General features: G+C 35.1%; 11 protein-coding genes. 7 read left to right on the top strand and 4 right to left on the bottom strand.

Going from position 1 to position 14,157, the window contains the following annotated elements:
* The first annotated feature begins 211 nt into the window (after positions 1–211).
* Both G8Y85_RS10305 and ccpA read left to right on the top strand, forming a co-directional pair.
* On the top strand, positions 212–1,303 hold the full coding sequence (locus tag G8Y85_RS10305) for a bifunctional 3-deoxy-7-phosphoheptulonate synthase/chorismate mutase (RefSeq protein ID WP_060551262.1): 1,092 nt from the start codon (positions 212–214) through the stop codon (positions 1,301–1,303).
* A 197-nt stretch (positions 1,304–1,500) separates the two neighbouring features.
* Complete coding sequence (gene ccpA / locus G8Y85_RS10300) at positions 1,501–2,493, top strand: catabolite control protein A (protein WP_037565560.1); 993 nt, start codon at positions 1,501–1,503, stop codon at positions 2,491–2,493.
* 95 nt (positions 2,494–2,588) lie between these two features.
* Here ccpA and G8Y85_RS10295 read toward each other — a convergent pair whose 3' ends face one another.
* Complete coding sequence (locus G8Y85_RS10295) at positions 2,589–3,746, bottom strand: acetoin utilization protein AcuC (protein ID WP_060551261.1); 1,158 nt, start codon at positions 3,744–3,746, stop codon at positions 2,589–2,591.
* A gap of 14 nt (positions 3,747–3,760) precedes the next feature.
* Positions 3,761–4,393, bottom strand: coding sequence for a GNAT family N-acetyltransferase (locus tag G8Y85_RS10290; RefSeq protein WP_060551260.1), 633 nt, complete (start codon positions 4,391–4,393; stop codon positions 3,761–3,763).
* 154 nt (positions 4,394–4,547) lie between these two features.
* Between G8Y85_RS10290 and acsA the strand changes: the two genes are divergently transcribed.
* The gene (acsA, locus tag G8Y85_RS10285) at positions 4,548–6,257 is read left to right on the top strand and encodes an acetate--CoA ligase (RefSeq protein WP_107370876.1); all 1,710 of its coding nucleotides are present in this window, start codon (positions 4,548–4,550) and stop codon (positions 6,255–6,257) included.
* A 216-nt stretch (positions 6,258–6,473) separates the two neighbouring features.
* Positions 6,474–8,141: a formate--tetrahydrofolate ligase gene (locus tag G8Y85_RS10280; RefSeq protein ID WP_103345792.1), complete on the top strand. Its 1,668-nt coding sequence runs from the start codon at positions 6,474–6,476 to the stop codon at positions 8,139–8,141.
* A gap of 152 nt (positions 8,142–8,293) precedes the next feature.
* Here G8Y85_RS10280 and G8Y85_RS10275 read toward each other — a convergent pair whose 3' ends face one another.
* Positions 8,294–9,175, bottom strand: coding sequence for a transglycosylase domain-containing protein (locus G8Y85_RS10275; protein WP_165805784.1), 882 nt, complete (start codon positions 9,173–9,175; stop codon positions 8,294–8,296).
* 344 nt (positions 9,176–9,519) lie between these two features.
* Here G8Y85_RS10275 and tyrS point away from each other — a divergent pair, with 344 nt between their 5' ends.
* Positions 9,520–10,782: a tyrosine--tRNA ligase gene (tyrS, locus tag G8Y85_RS10270; RefSeq protein ID WP_060551256.1), complete on the top strand. Its 1,263-nt coding sequence runs from the start codon at positions 9,520–9,522 to the stop codon at positions 10,780–10,782.
* A 47-nt stretch (positions 10,783–10,829) separates the two neighbouring features.
* Here tyrS and G8Y85_RS10265 read toward each other — a convergent pair whose 3' ends face one another.
* A complete protein-coding gene (locus G8Y85_RS10265) occupies positions 10,830–12,056 on the bottom strand; it encodes a S1C family serine protease (RefSeq protein ID WP_060551255.1) in 1,227 nt (408 codons plus the stop codon).
* A 155-nt stretch (positions 12,057–12,211) separates the two neighbouring features.
* On the opposite strand from G8Y85_RS10265, the gene G8Y85_RS10260 reads away from it, so the two are divergent.
* Positions 12,212–12,829 carry a lysophospholipid acyltransferase family protein gene (locus G8Y85_RS10260; protein WP_060551254.1) on the top strand — a complete coding sequence of 206 codons (618 nt, stop codon included), beginning with the start codon at positions 12,212–12,214 and terminating at the stop codon, positions 12,827–12,829.
* A gap of 120 nt (positions 12,830–12,949) precedes the next feature.
* A complete protein-coding gene (locus tag G8Y85_RS10255) occupies positions 12,950–14,083 on the top strand; it encodes an HAD family hydrolase (RefSeq protein WP_105971588.1) in 1,134 nt (377 codons plus the stop codon).
* Positions 14,084–14,157: the final 74 nt, after the last annotated feature.

The raw sequence follows: 14,157 nt of genomic DNA, 5'->3' as shown, positions 1-14,157 counted from the left end.
TTTTTGTATGAAAAGCGTATTGTCCTATAGAAGTTATTGACATCCTTAGTTTAACGTTTTAAAATCCTTATATTGATTGAATTTTCTCAAAATTTAGGCTTATTTTTGTAGATGGGTTGAAAATAATTTTTATTCTTGTTAGAATACCAAATATCACTATTTATTTTATCGCTTTAAAGCAAGTGAGAAATTTTAAGTTGGGGTGAATTTCATGACAAATCATTTAGAAACATACAGAAAAGAAATCGAAGACATTAATGAGCAAATTTTATCATTACTTTCAAAGCGGGGAGAACTTGCTAAAAAGATTGGTGAGGAAAAGCGTAAAAAAAGCACAGTCATTTACGATCCTCAACGTGAAAAAGAAATGTTAAATACATTAATTGATAAAAATCAAGGTCCGTTTAATGACAACGTAATCAAACAATTGTTTAAAGAAATCTTTAAAGCCTCAACTGATTTACAAAAATCTGATAATGAAAAACATTTATATGTTTCACGTAAATTAAAACCAGAAGATACCATCGTAAAATTTGAAAATGGTGCTGCCATCGGCGAAGGAACGAAGTCCTTTGTTTTTGGTCCATGTTCAGTTGAATCCTTCGACCAAGTAGATGCTGTTGCTAAACACTTAAAACAAAAAGGTGAAAAGTTTATTCGTGGTGGCGCATTTAAGCCACGTACATCTCCTTATGATTTCCAAGGACTTGGCGAAGAAGGTTTAAAAATATTAAAACAAATTAAAGATAAATACGATTTAAATGTTGTTAGTGAAATTGTTCATCCAAATGATTTCGCTATAGCTGATCAATATTTAGATGTCTTCCAAATTGGTGCACGTAATATGCAAAACTTTGAATTGTTAAAAGAGGCAGGTCGTACGAATAAACCTATTCTTTTAAAACGTGGTTTATCAGCTACAATTGAGGAATTTACGTATGCAGCAGAGTATATTGCAGCACAAGGGAATCAAAATATTATTTTATGTGAGCGTGGCATTAGAACATATGAAAAGGCAACACGTAACACATTAGATATATCAGCGGTACCAATCTTAAAACAAGGTACGCATCTACCTGTGATGGTTGACGTCACACATAGTACAGGACGTAAAGACATTATGTTACCAGCAGCTAAAGCAGCTCTCGCAATTGGTGCTGATGGTGTAATGGCAGAAGTGCATCCAGATCCTTCAGTTGCATTGAGTGACAGTGCACAACAAATGGATTTAAATGAATTTGATGCATTTTATAATGAAATTAAGCCATTATCTGAAATGTATAATAATAAAACATTGAAATAATGATTAATGTATGAGGCAGATATTAAACTTTTGCCTCATTTTTTCATTTAAAATACTTTAAATGTATTTTTATTCGTGACAAACATATGACAACCACAATTTTATATTTCTTATCCTTTCATAATATGGTAAACTTTGAAAATGTGATGAAAACGGAATATAATAATAGAGTAAGCGTTTCCAAGGAGGTAAAAATAATGACGGTAACCATTTATGATGTGGCACGTGAGGCACGTGTATCAATGGCAACGGTTTCTCGTGTGGTGAACGGAAATCAAAATGTAAAACCTGAGACGAGAGAAAGAGTTAATGAAGTAATTAAACGTTTAAATTATCGTCCAAATGCTGTAGCGAGAGGCCTTGCAAGCAAAAAAACAACAACAGTTGGTGTGATTATTCCCGATATTTCAAATATTTACTATTCCCAACTTGCTAGAGGGTTAGAAGATATCGCCACAATGTATAAATATCACACAATTATTTCAAATTCAGATGATGATCCTGAAAAAGAAAAAGAGATTTTTAACAACTTATTAAGTAAACAAGTAGACGGTATCATCTTTTTAGGTGGCACATTAACTACTGAAATTAAAGAACACATCGCTAAAGCTTCTATTCCTGTAGTTGTTTCAGGAACTAATGGTAAAGATGACGGCATTGCTTCTGTAAATATTGATTTTGAGAAAGCGAGTCAAGAAATTACAGAACATTTGATTCAATCTGGTGCTAAGAAGTTTGCATTTGTAGGTGGCGGTTATTCTAAAAAAGCTCAAGACGATGCGTTAAAAGGATTAAAAGCACAATTATCTAAACACGATTTAGAGGTAGATGACCATTTAATGTACGTAGGAAACGAGACATATAAAGATGGCTTACGTGCGTTTGAGAAATTAAGCACATACCAACCAGACGCTGTTCTATCTATCAGTGATGAACAAGCTATAGGTATAGTACATGGTGCAATGGATCAAGGCATTCGTGTTCCAGAAGATCTTCAAGTCATTAGTTTTAATAACACACGTCTTGTTGAAATGGTTAGACCACAACTGTCAAGTGTCATTCAGCCACTTTATGATATAGGGGCAGTAGGTATGCGTCTTCTTACAAAATATATGAACAACGAAGAAATTGAAGAACCCAATGTTATCTTACCGCATAAAGTAAGATATCGTGGCACAACAAAAGTATAAACAATAACCCTTGTATTCGCCCGAAGTTAAATTACAGATAACTGTATTTTAGTCAAACATTGGGATACAAGGGTTTTATTGCATTTAAAAATTAATTAAAACCAATTTTTAATTTTTGTTGCGACACTCAAATTTTTTTGAGTAATTTCTGCAATTCTAGGAATAGACGTGTAGTCAGGAAATGATTCTTCCCAATTTTCAGGAATAGGTACAGGGCTATAATGTTTCCATTTAGAAAGCCATGCTTCAGGTAAACGTCCTTCTAGTGGGGGATGATCAATTAAACTTAAATAGACATGACTCCAAGCCCGAGGAACAACACGCCATATGTTGTAACCCCCTCCACCAAGCATGACAATTTTTCCATTAGCATATTTTTTAGCGATTTCATTTACAAAATAAGGGATTTCATAAAGTGTATTCAAATCACAATGCATGTGAGTCAGTGGATCTAAATAGTGAATATCGGACCCATTAACGCTAATGACAAAATCAGGGTTAAATGTTGTTGCAACAGCTTCTAGCGTATCTTTAAATACGGTCATAAAACTTTCATGTTCTGTATAAGGCTCAAGAGGGACATTCACTGTATAGCCAAAACCTTGATCATCGCCACGTTCTGTGTAATGACCAGATCCTGGAAATAAAAATTTACCAGTCTCATGAATAGAGTAATTCATCACGTCATTAGAAGTATAAAATCGCCATTGTACACCGTCACCATGATGCGCATCAGTATCTACATATAATACACGTTGACCATAGTTATGAATGAGATGATGAATATAAATAGCAGCATCGTTATACACACAAAAGCCATTGGCACGTCCTTCTAGCGCATGATGCAAGCCACCACCTAAATGACAGCCATTATCAAACTGACCGTCCATAATTGCATCAATTAAATTTAGACCACCACCAACGATGTTGGCCGCACTTTTATGAATTCTAGGAAAAACATGTGTATCTTCATCATCTAAACCATATTTTGATTTTTCATCAGGGTTAAGTAAATTACGTTCACCACGTTTTATTGCCTGAATGTAGTCATATTTATGTACCGTCGCGATTTCATCTTCTGTTGCGATTCGAGGTTTTATGATTTGCGTTGGCTGTAAAAGGCCAGTAGAAAGTAATAATTCTGTCGTTAATTTGAGTCGCATTTGATTAAAAGGATGTTTATTATGAAAGCGATACTGTAAAAGTGTATCAGCATAAACATAGCCCGTTCGTTGTGTTTGTTGATCTCCCATCTCACATACCCCCATTAAAAAAAGAACCGATTCATATAGCGAATATCATCAAATGCGCGCATTTGTTCAACTGTAATATTTTTGCCTATTCGCGCCATTAAACAATTGGCAGGATGACTCGTAATTTCAGGATCATCTGTTGCAAAAACCTCTAAACCTCCATTGGACATCATTCGTTGCATTAATTTTTTATATTCAAAAACGTCTAAACCAGAATTTTTAAGGTCCCAATGCCAGTAATATTCAGTCGTAATAATAATATAATTTTCTAGCTCTTTACTTCTTGTGCTTACTTTTAAAAGTTCACGACCTAGACCGAAATTTCGATAGGGTAAACTGATTTCAATTGCACCAAGTTCAAGTAAATAGGGCAAATTACCTGTAGACCATCGTTCCATTGGATCGGGATATAGATAAGTCACATAGCCCACGATGTGCATTTGATCTCGAATAATATAAATTCTTCCTTCATCTAGCGTACTAATATCCTGAATCGCTTCAAATTGTTCAATTGGTATTCGAAAAGCATTGAGGCCCTCATCAAATGTCATTTGTTCTAATTGTTGCTTTTCAACGGGTCCCTCAATGATAATCGTTTTATCGTTGACGACGACAGTTTCTTTTTCATATGTTTTAATATGTTCCATGAGCGACTCCTTTCAATTTCTTATATTACTCATAGTATAGCCAATTCATTCCCATTTTTCACGCATTATTCAGAATAAGTATAATTTTTTGAAAACATTGAATCCATGCGCTATAATTGCATTGAAAGCGATTTCAAACAAGGGGGTAATCCACATGAAAGTCGAAGTTTATAAAGGGGAAGAAGGAAACTTCAATTTAAAGGATTATGAGAGTACTTATAAAAATTTTAAATGGGAAGATGTTGAAAAAGCATTTTCTTGGTATGATACTGGAAAAATAAATATGGCATATGAATGTATTGATCGCCACGTTGATGAAGGAAAAGGCGATAAAATTGCCTTGAATTATAAAGATGATGCTCGTACTGAACAGTATACATTTGAAGATTTGCAAAAAAAATCAAATCAAGCAGCTAATGTACTAAAAGATAAAGCGAATGTCCAAAAAGGTGATCGTGTGTTCATATTTATGCCACGTACACCTGAACTCTATTTTGCATTTTTAGGAATTTTAAAAATTGGTGCAATTGTTGGGCCATTATTTGAAGCTTTTATGGAAAAAGCTGTGAAAGACCGTTTGGATAATAGCGATGCAAAAGTCATCATAACAACGAATAGTCTACTACCACGTATACCTAAAGATGATTTACCGCATCTAGAAACAATTATTATTGTAGACGATGAAGTTGATGAGCAATATGTCGACTTTAATACATCGCTTAAAGAGGCAAGTACAGCTTTTGATATTGAATGGTTAGATAAAGAGGATGGATTGATATTGCACTATACATCTGGTTCTACAGGTCAACCTAAAGGTGTATTACATGTCCAAAATGCGATGTTCGTGCATTACATATCTGGAAAATACGTATTAGACCTACAAGAAGATGATGTTTACTGGTGTACTGCTGATCCGGGATGGGTGACTGGTACATCCTATGGTATTTTTGCGCCGTGGCTTAATGGGGCAACAAACTGTATTGCTGGAGGTCGTTTTTCACCAGAAGCGTGGTATAGTATGTTAGAGCAATTTAAAGTGACGATTTGGTATACTGCACCCACTGCCTTACGCATGTTAATGAGTGCAGGTGATGATTTAGTAGAAAAGTATGATTTATCTTCTGTTCGCACTATTTTATCTGTCGGAGAACCGCTCAACCCTGAGGTAATCAAATGGGCGAAAAAGGTATACGGTAAACGTGTATTAGATACATGGTGGATGACTGAAACTGGCGGGCACATGATTGTGAATTACCCTAGTATGGATATCAAATTAGGTTCTATGGGTAAACCGTTACCAGGTATACAGGCCGCAATTATCGATAACGAAGGCCGCGAATTACCACCAAATCGTATGGGTAATTTAGCAATTAAAAAAGGTTGGCCATCGATGATGTATAAAATTTGGAAAAATCCTGAAAAATATCAATCCTATTTTATCGGCGATTGGTATGTTTCTGGAGATTCCGCTTATCAAGATGAAGACGGGTATTTTTGGTTCCAAGGACGCGTAGATGACGTTATTATGACAGCCGGAGAACGTGTAGGGCCTTTTGAAGTTGAATCAAAATTAGTAGAACATGAAGCTGTTGCAGAAGCAGGTGTGATTGGCAAACCTGATCCCGTTAGAGGAGAAATTATAAAAGCGTTTGTGGCTTTACGACAGGGCTATGAACCTTCTGATGATTTGAAAGAAGACATTCGTAAATTTGTTAAAGAAGGACTTGCTGCACATGCTGCACCACGAGAAATTGAATTTAAAGATAAACTTCCGAAAACACGATCTGGTAAAATTATGAGACGTGTACTTAAAGCCTGGGAATTGGATCTACCAACAGGAGATTTAAGTACGATGGAAGACTAATCAAGTTAACAAATATATTAATTAAAACATGGTGTGGGCGTATTTGTCGCACCATGTTTTATTTTTGATCTTCATCTGCACGGGTCAACCGCTTTTATTCGACAACAACGTCAGAGTTCGTTATTATTAAACGTGGAAATAGTTTTTTTTATAACTGTTTGTATGCGTTTACATACGCGTGAAAGTTTATGAAAATCATTTAAGGGGCTGAATATTGTGAGTCATTTATCAGATTTAGAAATTGCGAATCAAGCAACATTAAAATTTATTAGTGAAATTGCCAATAAAGCAGGTATTTCAGAAGATGCTTTAGAGCAATATGGTCACTATAAAGCTAAAATTGATATTTCTAAAATCAACACTAAAGGTGAAAAAGGTAAAGTTGTCCTTGTTACAGCTATGAGTCCAACACCAGCTGGTGAAGGTAAATCAACAGTAACAGTAGGATTAGCAGATGCGTTTAATAAAATTAATCAAAATGTAATGGTTGCATTACGTGAACCAGCGTTAGGTCCTATTTTTGGTATTAAAGGTGGCGCTACTGGGGGAGGTCGTGCTCAAGTTTTACCTATGGAGGATATTAACCTTCACTTTAATGGGGACTTCCATGCAATTACGACTGCGAATAATGCACTTTCTGCATTTATTGACAATCATATCCATCAAGGTAATGAATTAGGTATTGATCAACGTCGTATCGAATGGAAACGTGTCCTTGATATGAATGATCGTGCTTTACGTAATGTTGTCGTAGGTCTTGGTGGACCAACACAAGGTGTACCTCGTGAAGATGGTTTTAATATTACGGTTGCCTCAGAAATTATGGCAATTTTATGTTTAAGTACAGGTATTACAGACTTAAAACAAAATATCGCGAATATTACGATTGGTTATACACGTGACCGTAAACCAGTTACTGTTAAAGACCTTAAAGTTGAAGGTGCTTTAGCGATGATTTTAAAAGATGCGATTAAACCAAACTTAGTACAAACCATTGAAGGGACACCAGCATTAGTACACGGTGGACCGTTTGCAAATATTGCTCATGGTTGTAACTCTATTATTGCAACTGAAACTGCACGTGATTTAGCTGACGTCGTTGTTACAGAAGCTGGATTTGGTTCTGATTTAGGCGCTGAAAAATTTATTGATATTAAATCACGTAAAGCTGGATTTGAACCTAGTGCAGTCGTATTAGTTGCTACTGTACGTGCATTAAAAATGCATGGTGGTGTGGCAAAAGATAACCTTAAAGAAGAAAATGTTGAGGCCCTAAAATCTGGTATTAAAAACTTAGAACGTCATGTCAATAATATCCGTAAATTCGGTGTTGAACCTGTAATTGCGTTAAATGCATTTATTCACGACACTGAAGCAGAAACACAATTTGTTCAAGAGTGGGCTGAACAAAATAATGTACGTCTCTCATTAACTGAAGTTTGGGAGAAAGGCGGAGAAGGCGGAATTGACTTAGCACAAAAAGTGTTAGAAGTGATTGAACAACCTAATAATTTTAAACGTCTTTACGACTTAGAATTACCTCTAGAGCAAAAAATCGAAAAAATTGTAAAAGATATTTACGGTGGTTCGAAAGTAACATTCTCTAGTAAAGCGCAAAAACAGTTAAAACAATTTAAAGAAAATGGTTGGGACAACTATCCTGTATGTATGGCTAAAACGCAATATTCATTTAGTGACGACGCTACGCAACTTGGTGCACCTGAAAACTTTGAAATCACGATTCGTGAACTAGAAGCGAAAACAGGCGCAGGATTCATCGTGGCATTAACTGGTGCGATTATGACGATGCCAGGTCTTCCTAAAAAACCTGCAGCGTTAAATATGGATGTAACACCAGATGGTCATGCTATTGGATTATTCTAAAAATCGAATCTCAGCATTACTATTATGCTGAAATTAAAAAAACACCTTCATCGTACATGCGAACGCATGTGCTTTGAAGGTGTTAATTTTTAGAATAACCCAGTTATTTAAGTATCGGTAAAATAGGAAGTTTTATAAACGATGATACAGCATTATATAAATTTTTCTTGAATCGGGTAATCTAATGCTTGTTTATATTGTTGTTCTGTAATCATATTTTCAATATACATACGTTTTAACACATATCTTTGACGATGTATTGATGGTTGAATGGCTTCATGTGATTTAAGATGACCTTCATTTGTATACGGGGTATAGAAATAAGGGCTTTGAACCAGTCCGGCAAGGTATGCAGCTTCTGGTAAGTTTAATAATTTAGGTGGCTTCCCGAAAATACCATAAGAAGCGGCCGTAATCCCTGTAATGTGCTGCCCGTGTTGGTTACGTCCAAAAGATACACGGTTAATATACGTATATATAATCTCGTCTTTCGTCATTATATTTTCTAAACGCATCGCGTACATGATTTCTTTTGCTTTACGATCGTAGGTCTTTTGGTTAGAAAGCAATTGATTCTTAACTAATTGTTGCGTAATCGTGCTACCTCCAGTAGGGTGGTCGCGGTTGAAAATATCTTGATACATTGCTCTAAAAATGGCTTTAGGTAAAATACCATGATGTGTATAAAATTGTGCATCTTCACTAGACACAATTGCTTTCGTTACATATGGTGAAACTTCAGCGGGACCGGCAATCAGTATCGGTGTTTGTTCATTGTAAAGTGCTATTAAATCGACATCACTTGATTGTACTTCAGGCAATTCAGGTAAGTTGGTAACAGCTTGAACGAGAGCATCATCATTAATATCATCTGTTTTAGAAACAATACTCGCAAAGTAACCTAATGCTAGCCCTATAGATAATATGAGTAACCAAATAGAACAAACAATAGACAGTATAAAGAGGCGCTTGATGTATTTAAAATAGTTATCATAGTGCTTTAAAAATTGTGCGATTTTTGATACTTGTGTCACTTTCTTATGGCCTCCTTTTTTCACATATAGTATAGCATAGTTTTATTTATTGGTATTTTTTATTATCATCATTAACATTGACTTTTCAATAGACACATTTTATAATATGAATCATTATAAATAAGTATTGAAGCTTAGGACAAGTAGCTTTAAGTTTATTTTCTAGAGAGTCAGTGGTAGGTGGAAACTGATAAATAACTTTAAGTGAATACACCTATAGATATGCTTTAACGTTTTAGCAATGTACGTAACATTGTAAGAGTATCCAAGTATGGTGGTAACGTGCAGAAGCGCCCTTACGTAATCGTAAGTGGTGTTTTTTTATTTTTTAAGGAGGTTTTGTAATGGCAAATCAATTATTAGAAGAATTACAATGGCGTGGTTTGATTTATCAACAAACAGATGAGGAAGGTATTGAGAATTTACTGAATAAAGAACAAGTCAAATTATATTGTGGTGCTGACCCAACAGCTGACAGTTTGCATATTGGTCATTTACTACCTTATCTGACTTTACGTCGCTTTCAAGAGCATGGTCATAGACCTATTGTATTAATTGGTGGTGGCACAGGAATGATAGGTGACCCTTCAGGGAAATCTGAAGAACGTGTCTTACAAACGGAAGAACAAGTTGAACAAAATGTAAAAGGTATTCAAAATCAAATGACACAATTGTTTGATTTTGAAACAGAAAATGGACCTATTTTAGTGAACAATAGAGATTGGTTAAGTCAAATTTCTTTAATTGAGTTTTTACGTGATTTTGGTAAGCATGTGGGTGTGAACTATATGCTTGCGAAAGATTCTATTCAATCTCGTTTATCAAATGGGATCTCTTATACTGAATTTACGTACACGATTTTACAAGCCATTGATTTTGGGCATTTAAATAGAACTTACGATTGTAAAATTCAAATTGGTGGTTCAGATCAGTGGGGGAATATAACAAGTGGCATTGAGTTAATGCGCCGTATGTATGGTACAACAGATGTTTATGGCTTAACAATTCCATTGGTAACGAAATCAGATGGGAAAAAATTTGGTAAATCTGAGTCAGGGGCTGTTTGGTTAGACAAAGATAAAACGAGCCCTTATGAATTCTATCAATTTTGGATTAATACGAGCGATGAGGATGTTATTAAGTTCTTGAAATATTTTACATTCTTATCACAAGATGATATTGAAGCGTTAGCGCAATCCGTTGAAAAGGAACCACATTTACGTAAAGCTCAAAAAGCACTTGCCGAAGCAGTAACACGATTTATTCATGGAGAAGAAGCATTAGCTGAAGCAGAACGTATTTCTAAAGCTTTATTTAGCGGTGACTTAAAAGCTCTGACGGCTAATGAAATTAAAGCAGGCTTTAAAGATGTGCCTCAAGTGACGATTTCAAAAGCAACAACAAATATTGTAGACGCACTTGTAGAAGCAAAGATTTCATCTTCTAAACGTCAAGCCCGTGAAGATGTGACTAATGGTGCAATCTATATCAATGGTGAACGTCAACAAGATTTACAATATACACTTTCTGATGATGATAAATATGATGACAGTTTCACGATTATTCGACGAGGCAAAAAGAAATATTTTATGGTTAATTATGCATAATAAAAAGTCCCTTTTCAGATTGCATTCTGTTAAGGGACTTTTTTAAATTAATTTGCTGAATCAAGAGTGACTTTAACTTTTATAGATTTACCATCACGATTTACAGTAAATGTAACATCGTCACCTGGTTTTTTATCTTTGTAAAGATAACCACGTAAATCTGAATCGCTCTCAACTTTATGTCCATCAAGTGCAGTGATGATATCGCCACGTTTTAAATCAATACCTTGACGTGGGACATTAGCAACGTAGACACCTGAATTTGTCTCTAAGCGGCGCTTATAACTATCGGGAATATCAGCTACATTAATCATTTCAATACCAATTGAAGGGCGTTTCACTTCACCATGGTTTACAAGTTGTTCAATCACAAGTTTAACCTCGTTGCTTGGAATCGCAAAGCCAATACCCTCTACTTGAGGTGCTGCAATTTTTAAAGTATTAATACCTACAAGGTTACCGTTTAAATCCACTAATGCGCCTCCAGAGTTACCAGGGTTAATAGCAGCATCTGTTTGGATAACGTTCACTTTATTACCACCGGCTGATGTATCCGTCGTAATGGTGCGTTCTTTTGCGGAAATAATACCTGATGTTACAGTGTTTGCAAACTCTAAGCCTAATGGATTACCCATCGCAAACACACTATCTCCGGTTTTGACTTTACTAGAGTCTGCAAATGACATTGTTTTAATGTCATCTCGATCTTTAATTTTCAACACGGCTAAGTCTGTTAAAGGATCTGTACCGACTAATTCTGCATCAACTTGATGTGAATTATGTAATTGAATTTTAATTGATGATGCGCCTTCAATCACATGGTTATTTGTCACGATGTAGGCGTTTTTACCATCTTTTTGATAAATCACGCCAGAACCGATACCAGAAGGTTTAGATTTAGGTGATTTACCTTGAATCAAATCGTCTAGATTTTGCGCTTTTTGGACATTAATGACACCCACTATAGAAGGGGCCTTGTCATTAATCATTTGATTAACTGATTTATACTTTTCGCTTTTACCATCTAAATTACTACCGCCAGAACCTTGATCGCTTTCATTTACATGTGAACCTGAGTTCGACGAAAATTGAGATGTTACTGATGAAAACAGTTGGACCATTCCAAATGCGAGCAAACCACCAATTAAACCTGCTGCAAGTGCAATCAGTATCGTTTTAAACCATGGAAACTTTGGTTTATCTCGATAAGGTGGTTGAGGGGTGTGGTGTTGATTCGATTGTTGTGAGGGATTAAAATTATCTTCTTCTCTCATAAAATACCTCCTTTATCACTATTATGCTATGTTACGCGCTATTTGACCAGTCAAGAGTACTCCAACTTAGGTCTTATTTTGAAATGAGGTTGTTGAAATGACAACTAAATGATAGAATTTAAAGGGTTATAGAACGAAGAGAAGTAGGTGTTTAAATGTTATATAAAGTTATCGCTAAGGCATTAGATTACATTATTGTGAAACGACTAAACAATTTAGAGGTCGTTGGTTTAGACCATAAACCGAATACTAACCGTTATGTTGTGACGTGTAATCATGAGAGTTATAATGAAATCGTTTTATTAGGCTTAGCGTTATTTCCAAATGAAATTCACTATATGGCAAAACAAGAATTATTTAAAACAAAATTAATGAATCGCTTTTTCACAGCTTTAAATGCCTTTCCAGTAAATAGAGACAATCCTGGTCCAAGCACGTTAAAGACTCCGGTGAAACTATTAAATGCGAACAAAACAGTAGGGATTTTCCCTTCAGGTCACCGTACTTCTGTTGAAGTACCTTTAAAGCGTGGAGCAGCAACGATTGCGATGCTGGGTAAAGCTCCTATTCTACCTGCCGCATACGTCGGTCCAACTAAAATTTTACACATGTTCACGAAAAAGGCCTATATTAAATTTGGTGAACCTATCGATACGACGGCGATTCCTAAAGATTTAAAGCGTCAAGAAAAAGTGGATTATATTACAACACTTTTGACTGAGCGTACGCGTACATTACAAAAAGAATTAAATGACTACGTCAACGCTAAATAATGGTTATGAAGAGCAGTGTTATTATAAAAATTACCATGTTTTACGGTATTTATAATTAACTTGCTCTCTTTTTATGTTATAGTTACTTTATCTGAAAATTCTGTTTATGGAGGTTGCTGAATGGATAAAGTTATTTTATTTGATGTGGATGGTGTATTTTTAGATGAGGGAAGATGTTTTGACGTCTCAGCGTTAGCAGTGTATGAATTATTATTCGACAAAGCATATTTAAACTTAAATCATAAAATTGATTTATCTCAAATAAAAGATTCACAAATTCAAGCAATACGAAAAGAAATTTTTGAAGGGGATCTCATACTCAATCAATTAAAATCTCTTGGTGTAAACTCTAATTGGGATATGTTATTTATAGTATTTTCAATTCACTTTATTCAATTATTAAAGCAATTACCTAAAGAGATGCAAGTGACATTTTTAGAATCTAAGGTCATCACACAAGCACAGTTGCAAAATTTGGGGCAGCATGTGACGCATAAAAGAATTGATTATGCGGAACCATTAGACTTTTTAAAAAATGTTGAAAATGGAAAAGATACGCTTTACCGTGCACTCATGTCTTATGCTGAAACGCATTTGGAATACGAAAACACAACGCTTTTTGATATTCAAAGTCCTTTATGGCAATTTGCACAATCTATTTATCAAGAGTGGTATTTAGGGTGTTCTCTTTTTGAAGAAATTGAACAATTACCTGCAAAATCGGATTTTAAACAAGGCTACATTTATAACGAGAAAGTTATTGTGCCGGTTGAAGACATAAAGTCTTTATTAAATACCTTAAAATCAGAAGGGTATCGTATTGGTATAGCGACGGGTCGTACGCGTCCAGAGACATTAATTCCTTTTGAGGCTTTAGGATTATTAACACATTTTGATACGTATTATATTGGAACAGCAAGTGAAGTACTAGAGGTTGAATCGGAATATCCAGAACAAAAACCATTAGGTAAACCGAACCCATTTACATATCTTGTTGCTTATTATGGAAATGATAAGAATCGTTATTATGATTATGCAACCCATCAAACGCATCGTGTCGATAAGAAACAAGTTATTATAGTGGGAGATTCGTTAGCAGATTTACTCTGTGCGAAAACAATTAATGCGACATTTATTGGAACTTTAACAGGTTTAAAAGGGAAAGAGGCACGTAAAGAATTAGAAGCACATGATGCGGACTATATCGTTAATCATGTTCTAGATATTAAAGATATCGTGTTAAATCATCATTGAATATGAATGCTTAACTAAATTTTAAATGATAAAAGCTAGATGAAGGTCGGTGTTTCACAATGCGTCAATGACCT

Source organism: Staphylococcus sp. 11007852 (genome assembly GCF_011394325.1).
Taxonomy (GTDB): Bacteria; Bacillota; Bacilli; order Staphylococcales; family Staphylococcaceae; genus Staphylococcus; species Staphylococcus agnetis.
This window is presented reverse-complemented; position numbering and strand designations above follow the sequence as displayed.

Coding starts and splice junctions, on each gene's coding strand:
- G8Y85_RS10260 (WP_060551254.1), top strand. CDS start 12,212: ATGTTATATAAAGTTATCGCTAAGGCATTAGATTACATTATTGTGAAA.
- G8Y85_RS10265 (WP_060551255.1), bottom strand. CDS start 12,056: ATGAGAGAAGAAGATAATTTTAATCCCTCACAACAATCGAATCAACAC.
- G8Y85_RS10290 (WP_060551260.1), bottom strand. CDS start 4,393: ATGGAACATATTAAAACATATGAAAAAGAAACTGTCGTCGTCAACGAT.
- ccpA (WP_037565560.1), top strand. CDS start 1,501: ATGACGGTAACCATTTATGATGTGGCACGTGAGGCACGTGTATCAATG.
- tyrS (WP_060551256.1), top strand. CDS start 9,520: ATGGCAAATCAATTATTAGAAGAATTACAATGGCGTGGTTTGATTTAT.
- G8Y85_RS10255 (WP_105971588.1), top strand. CDS start 12,950: ATGGATAAAGTTATTTTATTTGATGTGGATGGTGTATTTTTAGATGAG.
- G8Y85_RS10295 (WP_060551261.1), bottom strand. CDS start 3,746: ATGGGAGATCAACAAACACAACGAACGGGCTATGTTTATGCTGATACA.
- G8Y85_RS10305 (WP_060551262.1), top strand. CDS start 212: ATGACAAATCATTTAGAAACATACAGAAAAGAAATCGAAGACATTAAT.
- acsA (WP_107370876.1), top strand. CDS start 4,548: ATGAAAGTCGAAGTTTATAAAGGGGAAGAAGGAAACTTCAATTTAAAG.